The organism is Microbacterium sp. NPDC008134 (assembly GCF_042957055.1).
Lineage (GTDB): Bacteria > Actinomycetota > Actinomycetes > Actinomycetales > Microbacteriaceae > Microbacterium.
The window spans coordinates 171,706-188,359 of sequence record NZ_JBIBHO010000001.1 but is presented as its reverse complement, the minus strand read 5'-3'; the positions used below and the strand labels follow the sequence as shown (position 1 = coordinate 188,359).

At 68.1% G+C, this 16,654-nt stretch carries 18 protein-coding genes; 8 read left to right on the top strand and 10 right to left on the bottom strand.

Annotated elements, in window-relative coordinates; translation table 11 throughout:
- Positions 1-86 precede the first annotated feature (86 nt).
- From ACFY9N_RS00935 to ACFY9N_RS00925, 3 genes are all read right to left on the bottom strand, one after another.
- Positions 87-2,024 (bottom strand): BCCT family transporter, encoded by a 1,938-nt coding sequence (locus ACFY9N_RS00935; protein WP_391476308.1) that lies wholly within the window; start codon positions 2,022-2,024, stop codon positions 87-89.
- Positions 2,025-2,179: 155 nt separating this feature from the next.
- The gene (locus tag ACFY9N_RS00930; RefSeq protein WP_391476307.1) at positions 2,180-3,874 is read right to left on the bottom strand and encodes an ABC1 kinase family protein; all 1,695 of its coding nucleotides are present in this window, start codon (positions 3,872-3,874) and stop codon (positions 2,180-2,182) included.
- A gap of 75 nt (positions 3,875-3,949) precedes the next feature.
- A complete protein-coding gene (locus ACFY9N_RS00925; protein WP_391476306.1) occupies positions 3,950-4,579 on the bottom strand; it encodes a PadR family transcriptional regulator in 630 nt (209 codons plus the stop codon).
- 147 nt (positions 4,580-4,726) lie between these two features.
- On the opposite strand from ACFY9N_RS00925, the gene ACFY9N_RS00920 reads away from it, so the two are divergent.
- Both ACFY9N_RS00920 and ACFY9N_RS00915 read left to right on the top strand, forming a co-directional pair.
- On the top strand, positions 4,727-4,984 hold the full coding sequence (locus ACFY9N_RS00920; protein ID WP_391476304.1) for a hypothetical protein: 258 nt from the start codon (positions 4,727-4,729) through the stop codon (positions 4,982-4,984).
- Between the two features lie 225 nt (positions 4,985-5,209).
- Positions 5,210-6,769, top strand: a complete 1,560-nt coding sequence (locus tag ACFY9N_RS00915; RefSeq protein ID WP_391476303.1) for a glycosyltransferase family 2 protein — start codon at positions 5,210-5,212, stop codon at positions 6,767-6,769.
- 128 nt (positions 6,770-6,897) lie between these two features.
- Here the strand turns inward: ACFY9N_RS00915 and map are convergent, their stop codons facing one another.
- Positions 6,898-7,671 carry a type I methionyl aminopeptidase gene (gene map / locus ACFY9N_RS00910; RefSeq protein WP_391476301.1) on the bottom strand — a complete coding sequence of 258 codons (774 nt, stop codon included), beginning with the start codon at positions 7,669-7,671 and terminating at the stop codon, positions 6,898-6,900.
- A gap of 69 nt (positions 7,672-7,740) precedes the next feature.
- Between map and ACFY9N_RS00905 the strand changes: the two genes are divergently transcribed.
- Positions 7,741-8,013, top strand: a complete 273-nt coding sequence (locus ACFY9N_RS00905) for a helix-turn-helix domain-containing protein (RefSeq protein ID WP_391478430.1) — start codon at positions 7,741-7,743, stop codon at positions 8,011-8,013.
- Entirely contained in the window at positions 8,010-8,237 is a 228-nt protein-coding gene (locus ACFY9N_RS00900; protein WP_391476300.1) for a hypothetical protein, read from the top strand. The genes ACFY9N_RS00905 and ACFY9N_RS00900 overlap by 4 nt, the downstream gene beginning before the upstream one ends.
- A 135-nt stretch (positions 8,238-8,372) precedes the next feature.
- On the opposite strand, the gene ACFY9N_RS00895 is transcribed toward ACFY9N_RS00900, so the two are convergent.
- Both ACFY9N_RS00895 and ACFY9N_RS00890 read right to left on the bottom strand, forming a co-directional pair.
- Entirely contained in the window at positions 8,373-8,810 is a 438-nt protein-coding gene (locus ACFY9N_RS00895) for a hypothetical protein (RefSeq protein WP_391476299.1), read from the bottom strand.
- Positions 8,811-8,854: 44 nt separating this feature from the next.
- The gene (locus ACFY9N_RS00890; protein WP_391476298.1) at positions 8,855-9,160 is read right to left on the bottom strand and encodes an ArsR/SmtB family transcription factor; all 306 of its coding nucleotides are present in this window, start codon (positions 9,158-9,160) and stop codon (positions 8,855-8,857) included.
- Positions 9,161-9,242: 82 nt separating this feature from the next.
- On the opposite strand from ACFY9N_RS00890, the gene ACFY9N_RS00885 reads away from it, so the two are divergent.
- Positions 9,243-10,493, top strand: coding sequence for an MFS transporter (locus ACFY9N_RS00885; protein ID WP_391476296.1), 1,251 nt, complete (start codon positions 9,243-9,245; stop codon positions 10,491-10,493).
- Position 10,494: 1 nt separating this feature from the next.
- Here the strand turns inward: ACFY9N_RS00885 and ACFY9N_RS00880 are convergent, their stop codons facing one another.
- The 3 genes from ACFY9N_RS00880 to ACFY9N_RS00870 are packed head-to-tail and all read right to left on the bottom strand — an operon-like array spanning position 10,495 to position 11,622.
- A complete protein-coding gene (locus ACFY9N_RS00880) occupies positions 10,495-10,728 on the bottom strand; it encodes a hypothetical protein (protein WP_391476294.1) in 234 nt (77 codons plus the stop codon).
- The gene (locus ACFY9N_RS00875; protein ID WP_391476293.1) at positions 10,721-11,287 is read right to left on the bottom strand and encodes a hypothetical protein; all 567 of its coding nucleotides are present in this window, start codon (positions 11,285-11,287) and stop codon (positions 10,721-10,723) included. The genes ACFY9N_RS00880 and ACFY9N_RS00875 overlap by 8 nt, the downstream gene beginning before the upstream one ends.
- A gap of 11 nt (positions 11,288-11,298) precedes the next feature.
- On the bottom strand, positions 11,299-11,622 hold the full coding sequence (locus ACFY9N_RS00870; RefSeq protein ID WP_391476291.1) for a hypothetical protein: 324 nt from the start codon (positions 11,620-11,622) through the stop codon (positions 11,299-11,301).
- A gap of 233 nt (positions 11,623-11,855) precedes the next feature.
- Between ACFY9N_RS00870 and ACFY9N_RS00865 the strand changes: the two genes are divergently transcribed.
- From ACFY9N_RS00865 to ACFY9N_RS00855, 3 genes are all read left to right on the top strand, one after another.
- On the top strand, positions 11,856-12,761 hold the full coding sequence (locus ACFY9N_RS00865; RefSeq protein ID WP_391476290.1) for a hypothetical protein: 906 nt from the start codon (positions 11,856-11,858) through the stop codon (positions 12,759-12,761).
- 314 nt (positions 12,762-13,075) lie between these two features.
- Positions 13,076-14,023, top strand: coding sequence for an ADP-ribosylglycohydrolase family protein (locus ACFY9N_RS00860; RefSeq protein WP_391476288.1), 948 nt, complete (start codon positions 13,076-13,078; stop codon positions 14,021-14,023).
- 199 nt (positions 14,024-14,222) lie between these two features.
- Positions 14,223-15,071: a hypothetical protein gene (locus ACFY9N_RS00855; protein WP_391476287.1), complete on the top strand. Its 849-nt coding sequence runs from the start codon at positions 14,223-14,225 to the stop codon at positions 15,069-15,071.
- A 310-nt stretch (positions 15,072-15,381) separates the two neighbouring features.
- Here ACFY9N_RS00855 and ACFY9N_RS00850 read toward each other — a convergent pair whose 3' ends face one another.
- The gene (locus ACFY9N_RS00850; protein WP_391476285.1) at positions 15,382-16,596 is read right to left on the bottom strand and encodes an exonuclease domain-containing protein; all 1,215 of its coding nucleotides are present in this window, start codon (positions 16,594-16,596) and stop codon (positions 15,382-15,384) included.
- Positions 16,597-16,654 lie beyond the last annotated feature (58 nt).

Below are 16,654 nucleotides of genomic sequence, written 5' to 3'. Positions count from 1 at the left end.
CGGCGGGACCCTTCGACAGGCTCGGGGACCCAGTGTCGAAACTGGGTTGCTGAGCCTGTCGAAGCACCCACCCCGCACACACCCGATCAGTCCACGCGCGGCCGCTCCGGGGCATCCGTCTGCTCGGGATCGACCGCGGCATCCACCGCGGCCTCGACCTCCGCGGGCGGGATGATGTCGATCGCCTCCGTCGCCGCCTCGTAGACCTCGGAGAGCGTCTCGTCGACGGTCTCCTCGTCGATCCAGGCGAGGTCGTCCTCGGAGTGGTCGTACTCGACGGGCACGAGGGCGAAGTCGTCGCCGTACTCCTCGAGACCGGCCATGACGCTGTGGCGCACCGCCGCACGGGCATACCGGTCGCGCAGGATCATGGGGTCGCGGCGCAGGTCGATCATGAACGCGACCATCATGAACGCCATGATCACCGCGAACGGCAGCGCCGCGATGATCGTCACGTTCTGCAGCGACTGCAGTCCGCTCCCCTCGTCGCCCGAGACGAGCACGACGGCGGCGATCGCGCCGACGAGCGCACCCCAGGTCACCGTGACCCAGCGCGAGGGCTCGGGGCGACCCTGCTGTGACAAGGTGCCCATGACGAGCGAGGCGGAGTCGGCGCCCGTGATGAAGAAGATCGAGATCAACAGGATCAGCAGGATGCTGGTGATCAACGGGAACGGCAGGTTCTCGAGCACGCCGAAGAGCACTTCCTCGGGCGGGTCGACGATGAGGCCGGCACCGTCCATCTGCTGCTGGATGGCCGTCGTGCCGAAGATCGCGAACCAGACGAGTGAGATCGCCGAGGGCACGACGATGACGACCGACACGAACTGGCGAAGCGAGCGGCCGCGCGAGATCTTGGCGATGAACATGCCGACGAAGGGCGACCACGAGATCCACCACGCCCAGTAGAAGATCGTCCAGCCGGAGAGGAACGCCTCGGCCTCGGGGCCTTGCGACGCCGAGCGGGCGATCATCGTCGGCAGGTCGCCGAGGAACTGCACGGCCACCGAGGGGATCACGTTGAGGATGAGCATCGACGGCCCGACGAAGAACACGAAGAACGCGAGAACCAGTGCCATGACGGCGTTCGTGTTCGACAGCGCGCGGATGCCCTTCGAGACCCCCGACACGGCCGAGGCGATGAAGCAGGCGGTGAGCACGGCGATGACCGCGATGAGGATGCCGTTGCCGACCTCACCGATGCCGCTGACGATCTCGACGCCGTGTCCGATCTGCAGGGCGCCGAGTCCGAGCGACGCCGCCGTGCCGAAGAGGGTGACGATGATCGAGAAGATGTCGATCGTGCGGCCGAGGGGTCCGGTCGTGCGGCCCTCGCCGAGGAACGGCGCGAAGATCGACGAGATCAGCGGGGTGCGACCGCGACGGAACGCGCCGTAGGCGATCGCGCCTCCGACGAGCGCGTAGAACGCCCAGGCCTGTGGACCCCAGTGGTAGAGCACCTGGGCCTGCGCGGTGTGCATGGCCTCGAGGGTGCTCGCCTCGACGGTGCCGGGCGGCGGGGTCTCGAAGAACGTCAGCGGCTCAGCGGCACCCCAGAACACCAGGCCGATGCCCATGCCCGCGGCGAAGAGCATCGAGATCCACGAGAACATCGAGAACTCGGGTTCCTCGTCGTCGCGGCCGAGCGGGATGCGCCCGTACTTGCTGAAGCCGACGAACAGCATGAACACGAGGATGACGGTGGCGATCGTCGTGAAGAAGAAGCCGAAGTACTCGGTCACCCAGGCGAGCACGGTGCTGGCGGTGCCCGAGAGGTTGTCGCCCGCGAGCACGCCCCAGGCGATGAACGCCACGGTCGCGGCGAGCGCGACGCCGAACACGAGGCGGTCGGTGCGGTAGGTGCGACCGGTCTCCTCGACCGATACTCCGGGGATCAGCGCGGGGTGCAGTCCGCGCGGCGGAACAGCCGAGATATCGCGGACGATCTTGCGGCCCGTCTCCGTGGCCTTGGGCACGATGTTGGTGGCGGTGGTGCGGGGAGGCTTCTGGTCGGGTGTCTCCATGGACATCGATTCTCTCACGGCGGGTTCATAGGGACGGGGGGCTTGCGCGGGGCGGCCCTTCGTCTCGCTTCGCTCGCTCAGGAATCGAGTTCAGCGACACCGAAGCTCCGGCCTGGGTCGCTGAGCCTGTCGAAGCGTCGCAGGGCACCCCGCGCCTACCGCCGGAAGAACCCGCCGAAGACCGAGTGCAGCAGCGGCAGAGCGGATGCCCAGAGCAATGCGTAGCCCAGACCGGGCACCGGTTCGACGAGCAGAGCCCCGCCGACGAGCATCGCGGCGAACAGCACGCCCGACCCGATCCGGCGGGCGATGCCCTCGAGCCGGTCCAGCCGCCGCTCGAGGCGCGAGGTGTCGAAGGTGACATTGCCGTCGTCGACGCGGGTGATGATCGCGTCGATCTTGTCGGGCAGGCGCATCGTGATGCCGGCGGTCTTCATGGCGCGCTGGGCGAAGTCCTGCACGAGGTTGCCGCTCTCGTCGCGCAGCAGGCGGTTGGCGTAGGGCTCGGCGGCATCCCACACGTTGAAGGTCGGGTCGAGTGCGCTGCACATGCCCGAAGTGAGCGAGACCGCGCGGATCAGCAGCAACAGGTGCTCGGGAAGCTGCAGCGGCAGCCGACGCACCATGTCGCCGAACTCGTCGGCGAAGTCGGCGAACTCGCGCGGGTCGACCTTCGCCAGCTCCGCGAACCCCATTCCGCCGAACCGCGCGAACAGGGCGGTGAGGGCACGTTCGAGCTCGCCGGTGTCGGCCGAGGGCAGCAGCACCCCGATCTCCTTCGCGGCCGTGACGAGCCCGCGGCTGTCCCGCGCGGTCACCGCGATCAGCAGGGTCCGCAGGCCGGCCCGCAGGTTCGCCGGGACCTCGGCCATCATGCCGAAGTCGATGAAGGTCAGGTGCCACGGGGGTGCACCGGCATCCGCTCCCGGCGCCCGCGGCGTCACGAACATGTTGCCGGGGTGCGGGTCGGCGTGCACGAAACCGTGCGTGAACACCTGGTCGAACATGACCTCGGCGAACACCTCGGCGACCTGCGCGGGGTCGATGCCGACGGCGCGCAGCGCGTCGGTGTCGTTGATCTTGATGGCCGTGACGTCCGACAGCGTCAGCACGCGGCGGGTCGAGCGCTCCCAGACGATCTCGGGGGCATCGACGCGCGGGTCGTCGGCGAAGGCCTCCCGGAAACGCTCGGCGGATGCCGCTTCGTGCAGGTAGTCGATCTCCTCGAGGCTCGTGGCCGCGAACTCCTCGACGAGGGCGGGAGCATCCACCCGGTCCGACACTATGCGCACCCGGGTGAGCCACTTCCCGACCCGGCGGAGCGCCGACAGGTCGGTCGCGACGATGCCGTCGATGCCCGGGCGCTGCACCTTGATCACGACGGTGTCGAGGCCGGTGTCGGCGGCATCCTGCTCCGACAGCGTGGCCCGGTGGGCCTGACCGAGGGATGCCGCGGCGAGCGGCGCCTCGTCGACCCAGGCGAACGCGCGCTCGAGCGGGATGCCGAGTTCAGCCTCCGCGAGCGCCCGGATCGCAGGGAACGGTACGGCGGGCACCTCGTCCTGCAGCCCGGCGAGCTCGGCGGTGATCTCGGGCGGCAGCACGTCGAGGCGCGATGACATGAACTGGCCGACCTTGATCATGAGCCCGCCGAGCTCGACCGCCAGCCCGTGGAAACGGCGCGCGAACTTCTGCATGCGCGGGGCGCGCGTGCGCTCCGAGACGCCGCTCATGCCGAACTTCGGCAGCACGAGCTCGAACCACCAGATCTTCACGAATTCGCGCGCGGCGAAGGAGATGATGCGACGGTAGCGAGCGCGGTGGGCGCTCTGCGCCGGGGCATCCGTCATCGTGTTCTTCCTCCGCCGTCGTCGGGAAAGCCCACCCGGCGACCGGGCGGGGAGAAGCGCGTCATCCCGGCCGGATCAGTCCTGCGCGAGGATGCTGTACAGCTTACGGCGGGCGTCGTCGAGCACGTCGATCGCGGCCTGCACCTGCTCGGCGGATCCGCTACGGCCGACCTGGGCTGCGGCGGCGGCGAGGTCGACGCCGGCCTTGGGCAGGGCGTGGAAACGAGGATCGTTGCGCTTGCTGTTGCCGTCGCTCGCGACCCACGGCGCCTTGGTCTCGGTCGTCTCATCGGCGACGGCGCGACCGGCCTCGGTGAGCGAGTAGGTCTTACGACCGTTCTGCTCATCGGCCGCGATCAGGCCCTCGTCGGCGAGCAGCTGGAGCGTCGGGTACACCGAGCCGGCGCTCGGCTTCCACGATCCGCCGCTGCGCTCGGAGATCTCGTTGATGATCTGGTAGCCGTGCATCGGGCGCTCGGCGAGAAGCGAGAGCACCGCCGCGCGCACGTCGCCGCGAGCCATGCGGCTGCCGCCGGAGGGACGCTGCTGGTCGAACGACTTGCGCAGCTGATCGAAGGCGTCGAAGAGGGCGCCGGCCGGACCGTTCGGGCCGCCGAGGCCGCCGGTTCCGAAGATGTTGCCGAGCGGGTTGTCGGAGCTGTTGCCGCTGCTGCCGGTTCCGCCGAAGGGGAATGCGTTGTTCATGATGACCTCCAGATGGGGTGGTGAACGATACTCAACGATATATCGTTCAGCCTGGAAGTGGGGTGGGAACTCTGGGTCCCTGAGCCTGTCGAAGGGTCCCCCGCGCGGGGGATGCGCCCGCTCGCCCGCATCCGTACCGTCGAAGACATGACAGATCCGAAAGAGAAGCCGGAGAAGGAGACCCAGAACGGCCTCGTCATGGGCATCGCCCTCGGCCTGTCCTTCGGCATGCTGGCCGGCCTGCTGCTCTTCGACAACATCGGCCTCGGCACGGGCCTCGGCATGTCGATCGGCATCGCGATCGGGGTCGCGTTCGACGCGCAGAAGAAGAAGACCCGGGAGGCGGATGCTTCGGCAGAGGCGCCGCCTGGTCCCGACGCTCCTCCGGCACCGCCTGCGCCGTGAGGCCGCCCTGCGACGCTTCGACAGGCTCAGCGCCCCAGGGCTGAGTGCCTCGAGCGACCGGGCTCCTGCGGCGAGCCACTGGGTCCCTGAGCCTGTCGAAGGGCCCCACCCCGCACGACTGGGTCCCTGAGCCTGCCGAAGGGCCCCACCCCGGCGAAGCACCACACGCCCGGCGGAAATGCAATCCCGGTGCGCGGCACAGCCACAGATGTTCCACTGGCATCAATGTCGTCGTATATCGGAATTCAAAAGTCGTCCATCCGGGTCAGTGTGATCGTGCCCGTCTTCAATCCGCGGCAGAGCTTCCGCGACCTGATCGCCTCGCTCGACCGGCAGAGCCTGCGCCCCGACCAGTTCGAGATCCTGCTCTGCGACGACGGCTCCGATGAGGCGACCCAGCAGCGCCTCGTGCGCATCGCGGAGGATCGCCCGCACGTGCGCATCCTGAACCTGCCGCACTCCGGCTGGCCCGGAACCCCGCGCAACGCCGGCGTCGACGCCGCCCAGGGCACGTACGTGCAGTTCGTGGATCAGGACGACTACCTCTTCGACACCGCCCTCGAGGCGCTCTGCGACTACGCCGACGCGAACGGATCCGACGTCGTCGTCGGCCGTGAGGTCGGGGTCGGACGACCCCTCCCCACGCGCATCTGGCGACGCGATGTTCCGAATGCGAAGGTCGGCGCGGATCCGCTCCTCGAGATGCTCACCCCGCACAAGCTCTTCCGCACGGCGTTCCTGCGCGGCAACGGCATCCGCTTTCCCGACGGCCGCGTGCGACTCGAAGACCACCTCTACGTCATGCAGGCGTACTTCAAGGCATCGACCATCTCGATCCTGGCGAGCACGCCCTGCTACGCCTGGGTCAAGCAACCCGGCAGCGCGAGCTCGTCGCGCATCGATCCCGAGTCGTACTACCCGCACCTCGAAGCCGTACTCGACATCGTCGAGCGGAACACCGATCCGGGCGCGCTGCGAGATCGGCTGCTGCGACACTGGCTGCGCGGCAAGGTGCTGAAACGCCTGGCCGGAAAGCGGATGCTGCGCTACCCCGCCGAGTACCGCGACCGCCTGCTCGACACCGTCACCCCGCTCGTCGAACGGCGTTTCGGGCCGGGAGTCGATCGCGGCCTCGCCTTCCCCGGACGCATCCGGGTGGCGCTCCTCCGCGCCGGGCTGCGCGACGATCTCGTGCGCTTCGCCGAGTTCGAGAGCGCCCTGGACTGCACGGCGAGCATCACCGAAGCGCAGTGGTCGCGCGGTGGCGGCCTCCATCTCGACCTCGAGGTGCGCGTGACCCGTGACGATCGGGATGCCCTGGTGTTCGATCCCGAGAGCGGGCGCCTGTCGTCGCTGCCGTTGGAGTCCGCGAACGAGCTGCCGCCCGACGCGCTCGTCGCAGGCAAAGAGCTCGGCAACGACAGTATCGAGGTGTTCCTCGCGGGCGAGCGCCCCGACGACGACCGACGCCTCACGACCGCGAAGCTCGATCACCGCGGACGGGCGAAGATCGCGATCGATCCTCTGCGCGTGTTCGGCGGCAAATCGGGCGCGTTGCACCTGACGGCGAAGGTGCGCAAGGCGGGGTGGACGTTCGAGGTGCCGGTGACGGCGGATGCCTCGACTCTCGGCTCGGCAGGGTCGTCGCCGTTCCTGGCCGGGAGTCCGGTGGCGCTCGGGACGGTCGAGGGCGGCGGGGTCGAACTGCGACGGTCGAGCGGTGGGCGCGTGCGCGACCTCGCCGGGCGGACGGCGCGGAAGGTGCGGGCCGCGCGGCGGGGGTAGCGGTTCCTTGGCGGGGATGCTTCGACAGGCTCAGCAACCCAGCTCTGTATGGGTCCCTGAGCCTGTCGAAGGGCCCCGCCAACTGGGTCCCTGAGCCTGTCGAAGGGCCTCTCCCCGAGAAACTTGGCCTACCGCGTCGGCAGCGTCAGGATCTCAGCCCCGTCCTCGGTGATCGCGACCGTGTGCTCGGTGTGCGCCGTGCGAGCGCCCGTGGCGCTGCGCAGGGTCCAGCCGTCGGCATCCGTCACGAGTTCGGCGGTGTCGGCCATGATCCACGGCTCGAGCGCGAGCAGCAGCCCCGGGCGGAGCACGTAGCCACGGCCGGGGCGTCCGTTGTTGGCGACGTGCGGGTCCTGGTGCATGGTCGAACCGATGCCGTGGCCACCGAAATCCATGTTGATGGAGTAGCCCTCGGCCTTGAGCACGGTGCCGATCGCGCGCGAGATGTCGCCGATGCGCGCGCCGGGGCGCGCCGCGGCGATCCCGGCGGCGAGCGCGCGTTCGGTCGTCTCGATCAGGCGCTCGTCCTCGGGGTCGCGCTTCGCGCCGACGATGAAGCTGATCGCCGCGTCGGCCGCGATGCCGTGCAGCGAGACGGCGAGGTCGAGGGTGAGCAGGTCGCCGTCGGCGAGCGTGTAGTCGTGGGGCATGCCGTGCAGCACGGCGTCGTTCACGGCGGTGCAGATGTAGTGCCCGAAGGGTCCGTCGCCGAACGAGGGGGCGTAGTCGACGTAGCAGGATTCGGCGCCGGCATCCTCGATCATCTGCTTCGCCCAGCGGTCGATGTCGAGCAGGTTGGTGCCGACGGATGCCCGGGCCTTCAGCGCGTGCAGGATGTCGCCGACGAGGGCTCCGGTCGCGCGGGCGCGGTCGACCTGGTCGGGCGTGAGGATCTCGATCATGGCGTACTTTCCGATTCGTACCGATAACTATCCCGGTAATCCTATCCCGGGATTAGTATGGGCACCATGATGGTCCGCCTGCCCCTCACCCCCGCCGAGGTCGAACGCGGCGAGCGCCTCGGCGCCCTCCTGCGCGCCGCGCGGGGCAAGCGGTCGATGCTGGGCGTGGCGCTCGACGCCGGAGTCTCGCCCGAGACGCTGCGCAAGATCGAGTCCGGACGCGTTGCGACCCCCGCCTTCTCGACGATCGCCGCGATCGCCGGGGTCCTGGGCCTGTCGCTCGATGCGGTGTGGGCGGAGATCGGGGCGGATGCCGCGGCTCCGCGGCGCGTAGCGTCATGACTCGCGAGCCCGATGATCCGCAGGAGCCCACCGCACCGCGTCGGGCGACCGCGATGGGCACCACGCTCGGCGGCCTCCTCGGCGCCGCGCTGGGCGCACCGGGCGGGCTCCTGGTGTTCGGCGACAACCTCTGGCTCGGCCTCGGCGTCGGGGGCGCGATCGGAGCGCTCATCGGCGCGACGATCCTGGGGCCGTTCCTCAGCGGGAAACTCGGCGACGACTAGCGCGAGCGAGAGCCGCGGCATCCGTCGTCGCCATCAGGCGTGCATAACTCCGGAGATTCATCGCGATTCGCCCCGGAACTGCGCAACCATCCGCCTGCGGCGACCAGATCTGAGGAGTTATGAACCGCGCGCGACTCAGCCCGGCAGCTCCACGCCGCGCGACGCCGCGAGTTCCTGAATCTTCTCGGCGGCATCCGTCTCGATGCATACCGTGGCGCGCAGGCCGGAGCCGCCGTCGCGCAGCAGGTAGTAACTGGTCGTGTCGGTGAGCTGCGCGCCGGACGCATCGAGGAAGACGAAGCGCACGCGCACGAGGGCGAGCTTCTCGGAGACGTCGGTGCTGTCGAGCACCTCGTGGCGCACCGAGGCGAGTCCGAGCTTCTTGTACAGGGGGTATGACATGGTCAGCCCCTCGACCATGGTCTCGCGCGATTCGGCGACCATCGACGCACGGTCGTCGACGATCACGCCGGGTTCGGCCCACAGCCGAGCGGATGCCTCGGCATCGAAGTTCGTGAGGGCGGCCGCGTAGCGGGTGAAGTACTCGTCGAGTCTGTCAGCGCTGATGGTCATGCATCGAGCCTCGCTGAGGTCGGGGGCGGATGCAACGGGTCGGGCTACTCCGCGAGGACCGAGTCCAGGAGTCCCGGGAACCGCGCGTCGAGGTCGTCGCGGCGCAGGGTCAGGCGACGGCGCCGGCCGTCGGGCTCGTTACGGATGACGCCTGCCTCGCGCAGCACCTTCATGAAGTGCGACTTGGTCGACTTCGGCAGATTCGGGTCGGTGGCGTGGCAGGCGGCCATGTCGAGCGGGCCGTCGGCGAGCTGGCGCGTGATCGCGAGGCGCTCGGGGTCGCTGAGGGCGAAGAGCACGTCGGTCAGCTGGATCTCGGAGCGCTGCGGGTGCGGAAGATCGCCAGGCATAGTTCGAGAATAGTTGAACAATCGACGGATGGCGAGTACGGTCGGATGGTTCGATAAATCTCGAACGGTTGAGGAGTGTCGCATGACCAGTAACGAGTCGATCACCGTGCCGGTGCAGCGGGGTGGGGCCCTTCGACAGGCTCAGGGACCCAGTGCGGCGGCTGCCGGCATCCGCTCCCGCATCGGGTTCCCGCTCGCGGTCGTCGCGCAGATCCTGATGATGATGGGCGCGAGCGCGCCGTCGCCGTTCTACCCGGTGCTCGCGCAGCAGATCGGGTTCGACGCGATCGTGATCAGCGCGGTGTTCGCCGTATATGCGGTCGCGCTGCTGCTCACTCTCCTCATGGCCGGATCGCTCTCCGACCACATCGGCCGGCGGCCGGTGGCGGTCGGCGGATTCCTGGTGCTCGCCGCCAGCATGGTGCTGTTCTGGCATGCGGATGCCGTCGCCACCCTCTTCCTCGCCCGCATCCTGCAGGGCGCGGCGAGTGGACTCCTCATCTCGGCGCTCTCGGCGACGGTACTCGACTTCGCCCCGGCCGGACGACCGAAGGCCGCCGCCCTCTGGAACTCCTTGAGCCCCGGGATCGGCCTCGCCTCCGGCGCACTACTCTCGGGCCTGCTGCTCGACGGGACCGGCGAGGCGCTGCTCGACGTCTTCGCGCCGCTCACCACCGCCTACGTGCTGCTCGCGGCGCTGTTCTTCGCAATCCCCGAGACCTCGCCGCGTCGACCCGGAGTCTGGGCGTCGTTGAGTTTCCGGTTGTCGGTGCCCACCGGCATCCGTTCGGATTTCTGGCGCGGAGCCCCCGCGATCATCGCGGGCTGGGCGACCGGCGGGCTGTTCCTCTCTTTGGGCGCGAACATCGTGCGCGGCGAGCTCGGCGGCGAGGCGCACATCTGGCAGGGGCTCGGCGTCGTGCTGCTCGCGGGAGTCGGGGCCGTGACGGCTTTCACTCTTCGCAAGCTGCCCGCTCGCACCACGGTGTTGTTCGGCACCGCGGCCCTCGCCGTCGGAACCGCGCTGTCCCTCGCAGCACTCTCGGTGGAGTCGCTGGCGTTCTACCTCGTCGCCGCGGGCGTCACGGGCATGGGCTTCGGCACCGCGTTCTCGGGAATGGTCGCGTCGCTCACGCCGAAGATCCCCGCGACCGAGCGCGCCGACACGTTCGCCGTGATCTACGTGCTGGCGTATCTCGCGTTCGGGGTTCCGGCGGTGGTTGCGGGGTTGCTCGTCGGCGTCGTCGGGCTCGAGGCGGTGTGCGTCGGGTACGGGATCGTGGTGATCGCGCTGGCGGTGGTCGCGTTCGGGCTGCGGGTGCGGCGGCGCTGATTCAGGCGCGCTTACGCTTCTCAACCGGCGGCACCCAGGTCCACCGCAGCGCCGGGCCGTCGATCTGCTTCACGGTGAAGCGGCGGGCGCAGGTCGTGCATTCGACGCGGTAGGTCATCGACCAGCCGGGCTCGGACGTCTCGACGATCCGCACGCGGCCCGCGCGCTGCTCGTCGTTCGGGTCGGTGCGGTCGTCGTCGCGGAACGGCTCGCAACACGGATGCCGGTCAGCCACCGGCATCCTCCGGCCAGGTCCAATCGAGGTCGGCCTGCTGTGTCCGCTTCTCCATCGTGCGGCGACGCGAAGCGGCACGCTTCGTCTCGGAGTTACCGACCGGAGGGAAGCGCCACTCGGCGGGAAAGACGTGCAGGGCGAGGGTCGAGGCATCCGAGGCCTGCGGATCGACCTCGCGCACGATCGTGACGGCGTACTCGCGCACGCGCCAGACGTAGCGGGGGAAGGTGACGAGCTCTCGCCTGCTCAGCGTCTTGCCGTATCCGTCTTCGGGGTCGAGGACCGACTCGGCATGGAAACCGTCACCGCCGAAGAAGTGCACGAAGTCGCGCATCAGGGTGTTTTCGAGCGACGCCATGCGGGCGTCGTTCTCGAACGACCCATCCGACCGCGCGAGCGGCACGATCGTCACGTCATCGTGCTCGATCGCCCTCGGGCTCAGCTCGCGCCAGTGCACCTCGACGTCGATACACCCGTTCGACCCGCGGCGCTCACCCCGCCGGATGCGCTCGACCTCGTCCATGATCGCGAGGCCGTCGGCGATCTGGACGAAAGACACAGTGGATGCCGTCAGCCGAGGTTCGCCTGAATCTGACCCGCGAGCTTCTCGACGGCCTTCTTGTTCTTGACGCCGTCCATGAGCGCCGGCGGGCGGTTGTGGTGCACGTTGAGCCAGAGGTGCACGTCGGATCCGGATGCCGCGGGCGTCACCGTCGCGCGTCCGATGAGCTCCCAGTTGAGCATGGTCTTGCGGGTCTGGAAGTCGATCTGCGTGCCGTCGGGGCTCTGCCCGAGCACCTTCGCCTTCGTGTCGGCGAGCGTCTTCTGCACGGCTGCCGCGGTGGTCGCGGCGTCGGCGTTCGAATGGAACGTGGTGGTGGCTTCGGATGACATGCGGGTCCCCTCCGGTCGGGATCGGTGTGTCGGTGGGGCCAGGTTAGCGGGTGGGTGGATGGGGGTGCGGAGGGTTGACAGCGGGGCGCACGGCTCCGGTCCCTGCGCACACCTGGGTCCCTGAGCCTGTCGAAGGGTCCGTAACGCATGGAGCATGCGCCCGAAGCACTCGCCATGTCAGTTGTGGCGCATAGGGTGAGTGGCCGCGCGATGCGGTCAGAAACGAGGAACAGATGTCAGATCTAAAGCATCCCGACGCCACGACCATCCGCGCTGAGGTCAACGCTCTCTTCGGAATCCGCTGGGACACCTTGGTCGAATGGGTGGTGATCTCTTGGCTCAGCATCTGGTTCTGGACTTCACCCATTTGGAACATGACGGAACCTCCCAGCTGGGCCGGAGGACCTCTCTCCGGGCTCGAGGATTTCTTCGGCTCGCTCGGCATGGCTCCGCCTGAGTGGCTCAGTGGGAGCATCGTCTGGGTAGTCGATCCGGCGCGCGCGTGGCTCGCTGCGCCATTGCTGGTCATCTCTGTAGTGACGTGTGTCTCTGCTGTTCGTAGCCGCTCCTTCTCAGGCCTTCGCACCGTCGCTTTAGTGTCTGCGGCAATCGCGTGCGAGATCGAAGGATCGCTCGCTCCCGTAGCCTGGATCCTCATGCTGGCGGCAGTTCCTGCCGCATATGCATGCGCGCTCGCTTTCATCCGAGGTCACAGGCGGGATCCAGAGGACGAACCGCGCCACTATTACTTCTGGCCGTCCATAGTCACGGACTATCTGACCGACATCCTTTTCCTCTTCATCGCGCCGGTGTTCGCGCCACTCCTTCTAGCCGCTCAACTCGTCATCAGCTTTCGTTCCAAGGCACTCTTCGATCCCGCAGAGGAACTGGCTCGAGAGGTACTGCACGCGTACGATCCGAGGACGGGGTCGTCGGCTGAAGCCCACGATGAACTCACCGCCCTCGCGGCCAATGCTTCCATCGCCCTCGCAGGCAACCCCGCGCCTGAAGCGCGTCGCATTGCCGCCTCGCTCTACTACCGTCTGCGGAAACGTCGGCACGATGCCGCGCGGGAAGCCGCGCGGAAGCTCGCCAATGGAGAGAGCTTCCATCGCCTACCAGCCGGACGAGGACTGTAAACGAGATCAATGTGGTGGGGCGCAATCCGCGCCCCACCACATCGCGTCAACGTTCGGCGCAGTGGTCGCACATCCGATATCCGTTGGTGCCGGAGCGCCGGTTGTACGGCGGGATCTGCTTCCCGCTCACACAGTCGTCGTAGACGTGGTGAACGTCCGGGTCGCTCGGGTTAATCGAGTAATAGGCCGCGACTCGCATACTTGCTCCTTTGCAATCGTGCGCCGGAAGAGTTCCGACGCCGTCGATGTTCAGGAGCGCGACTTCCCGGTCTTGATACAACTGAATCGACCATGATCATCGGAAGGCCCGCGCTATGCCCCTCACCGCCCCTCAGCTCGACCGCGCGATCGGCGCCGTGCTCGCCTCGGCCGCAGGCGATGCGCTCGGGTCGCAGTACGAGTTCGGTCCGGCGCTCGACGATGCGGTGACGCCCGTGTTCGGCGTCGGGCAGTTCGGGCACGGTGTCGGCGAGTGGACCGATGACACGAGCATGGCCGTGCCGATCCTCGACGTGCTCGCGCGCGGTGATCGCCTCGAGGATGCCGCGTCGCGCGAGGAGATCGTCGGGCGCTGGATCGGGTGGTCGCAGACCGCGAAGGACGTCGGCGCGCAGACCCGCGCGGTGCTCGCGCGCATCCCGCAGCCGTTCACCGAGACCGACGTGCTCGCGGCATCCCGCTCCGAGCACGAACGCGCCGGACGCAGCGGTGGCAACGGGGCGCTCATGCGCACGGGTCCGCTCGCGCTCGGGTATCTCGATCGGCCCGCCACGGAACTCGCGGCCGCCGCCGAAGTCATCTCGAAGCTCACGCACTGGGAGCAGGACAGCGCCTCGGCCTGCATCCTCTGGTCGGCGGCGATCCGGCACACGATCCTCACCGGCGAGTTGGACGTGCGCGGTCAGCTGTCCCTGCTGCCGGCGGCGGATGCTGCGCGCTGGGGCGCGTTGATCGATGAGGCGATGGCGCCCGGGGCGCATCCGCGGGACTTCATGGCGCAGAACGGGTGGGTCGTGCGGGCATTCCAGGGGGCGTTGGCGGCGGTGGTTGGGGCTTCGTCGATGGTGGATACGTTGGAGGGGGCCGTGCGGGGTGGGGCCGATACGGATACGGTTGCCGCGATCGCTGGGTCGTTGGGCGGGGCGGTGTGGGGTGCTTCGGCGTTGCCGCAGGAGTGGATCCCGGTGTTGCACGGGTGGCCGGGGTACTCGGCGGGGGACTTGCGGGGACAGGTGGAGCGAGCAGTGGCGATGTACGGGTGATCCCTTACAGACATCAGCTTTCGAGATACGTATCGTCGCCGGTGCCCAATCCAATCCCTTGGCGAAAGGACTAAGCATGAAGATTCGACGACCTCACGCCCCGCTGGTCGCAAGCGCAATACTCCTCGGCCTTTTAGCGAGCGGAACCGCGCCCGCGTATGCATCGCTTGACGCCGACCCTGACCAGGCCGCTCAGATAGTGGCGGCTGTAGCGCCCACCGAGCTCAGCGCGGTCGACATCCACGAGCACGAGGATCACCTCAGCGCCCCGCTCGCTCAAGGGGGTGAAACGGTCATAAGCCGCGCTGCGAGCGACGGCCTCACCTTCTCATCCGATTCCGGAGAGCAAAGCACCACGATCTCGCTGCCGGGAGCATCCGCCCTGGGCGACGCAGCGGTGAGCGCCGACGGATCCGTGACCTACGCCGGAAACCAGCTGACCCCTGCCGTGAACGTCGTCGCCTCCGAAGATGCAGTGCGAATCAGCACCGTGATCACTTCGTCGCTACAGCCACAGGAGTTCGCCTACGACTTCGGCGCGGGAAACTCCGTTGAGATTCAGGGCGATGGAAGCGCTGTCGTTGTCAGCGATCAGCCCGCCGCTGGATCCCCGGAGACCGAGGTGATCGTCGCCAGCATCGATGCGCCTTGGGCGACCGATGCCTCGGGAGCTCCCGTTGCCACGCACTACGTGGCCGAAGGACCGGTCCTGACCCAGGTCGTGGAGCACCGGAGCGGTGACACGACGTACCCCGTCGTGGCCGACCCGACCGTCGACCAACCGAGTATCTTCCAGTACCGCGTCAGATTCGACCGGGCTGAGACCGCCGCAATCGCCTCGGGCGGCTGGGGTGGTGTCGTCGGCTCGTTCAGCTGCGGTGTCATGGCTCCGGTGTGCGCACTCGCCACGGGTTCGCTCGCCTACAACGCTGGCGTCGCGCAGAACTCGAGCCCGAAGAAGTGCGTCCAGGTCACCGCTACCCAGCCCATGGTGGTTCCTGGCATGGTGTGGTGGGTGGACACCTACGCAGGAGGGCCGTGCACATGAGAGATCCATGGGTTGAGACCATCACGCGTCCGGCGAGTCATCTCATCGCAACGTGCGCCGTCTTCGCTGTCCTCATCACTTGCGTCGTGCTGTCGGTTCTGCATCCCTCCTGGATGGGCCTGTTCGGCGCCGTGGGCGCCGCACCCGTCGTGGGCTGGTACCTCTTCATGATGAAGAGGTACCGACAGAACCGAGCGCGCTGGTCAGCGGCGACAGAGCCTCACGAGTAACCGATGCGGGTGGGTGGGCCGGTTCACGCACCCACCCGCCCGCAGCGTGCGCGAAAGCACCTCTGATCAACCCGGGTTGATCAGGAGTACCGCTCGGCGAGCCACGCCTCCCCCACGATGGGGATGCCGTAGTCACGAGCTTTCCGCGCCTTGCCCGAGAGCGAGTCGGGATCGGCCGCGATCACGAGCCGCGCCGCCTTCGTCACCGCGGGCTTCGGGATGATGCCGTGCTCGCGAAGGCGCTGCTCCCATTCAGAGCGGGCGCGTGTCATCTCGCCCGTGAGCACGACCACATCCCCTGGACTGAGCGTGAAGCTCGTCGGTTCGGCGACCACATCGACCTCGACCGGCCGAGCGACGGCATCCAACACGATCTCAACGGGAACCTCGAGAAGGAGCGCGACCGCGATCAGGTCTTCACGCTCCTCCTCGGTGACGACGCCGTCGGACCACGCGACCTTCACGAGCGCGGCGAGGTAGTCACGATGCAACGACTCGACCGTGGAACGCGAGATGCCCGCGCGATCGGCGAGCGCGACCAGAGCGTCCTTCTCGTGCTCGGAAAGATATCGATCGAGCAGGCAGCGCTCGACGAGGGCGATGTACTCCGCCTGCTCGTCGGTGTCACTGACGTCGGGAACACGGTCGATGATGCGTTCGAGGAAACTCGGCGAGTAGTCCACCACCGCAGACCGCGCGAGCCACTCAGCCCGGTCGCCGGCGTGTGGGGCGAGACGTTCGGCCCGTCCCAGCAACTCCTGCCAGCTCGACTGACCGGTGCTGGCGACGAACGCGGCGAGCAGCTCCGCGGTCGCCCGAGCATCGACGGCCGCGCGGTGCGCCCCGCTCAGATCGATGTCGAACGCCGCGCAGCAGTCGGCGAGTGTGCTGCTGCCGCCGATGTGGGTGCGAGCTAGTCGCATCGTGCACAGGCTGACGAACGGCACGCCGGCCCAGTAAGCCGCGCGACTCAGCTCGGCCTCGAGGAACCGCATGTCGAAGGATGCGTTGTGGGCGACGATCACCCGCTGGGACAGCAGATCGACGAGGTCGCCCGTGATGCCGCCGAACAGGGGAGCCCGCAGGATCTCACGCGCGGAGATGCCATGGATGTCTTGCCGCCCCAGGTCGCGCCCGGGGTTGATCAGCGTCTCCCACTGGCCCGTTATGGTGCCGTCAGGCTCGGAGTGCACCACGGAGATCTCGATCGCGCGATCAGTGCCTTCGGCATAGAAGCCGGTGGTCTCGAAATCGATCGTTGCGAAGCCGGTGGACGGAGGGGGAATCAACGACATGAGGTCACTGTATCGATGGAGCATCGTGCCAGTGCGAAATGTCCCATGCGATGAATGC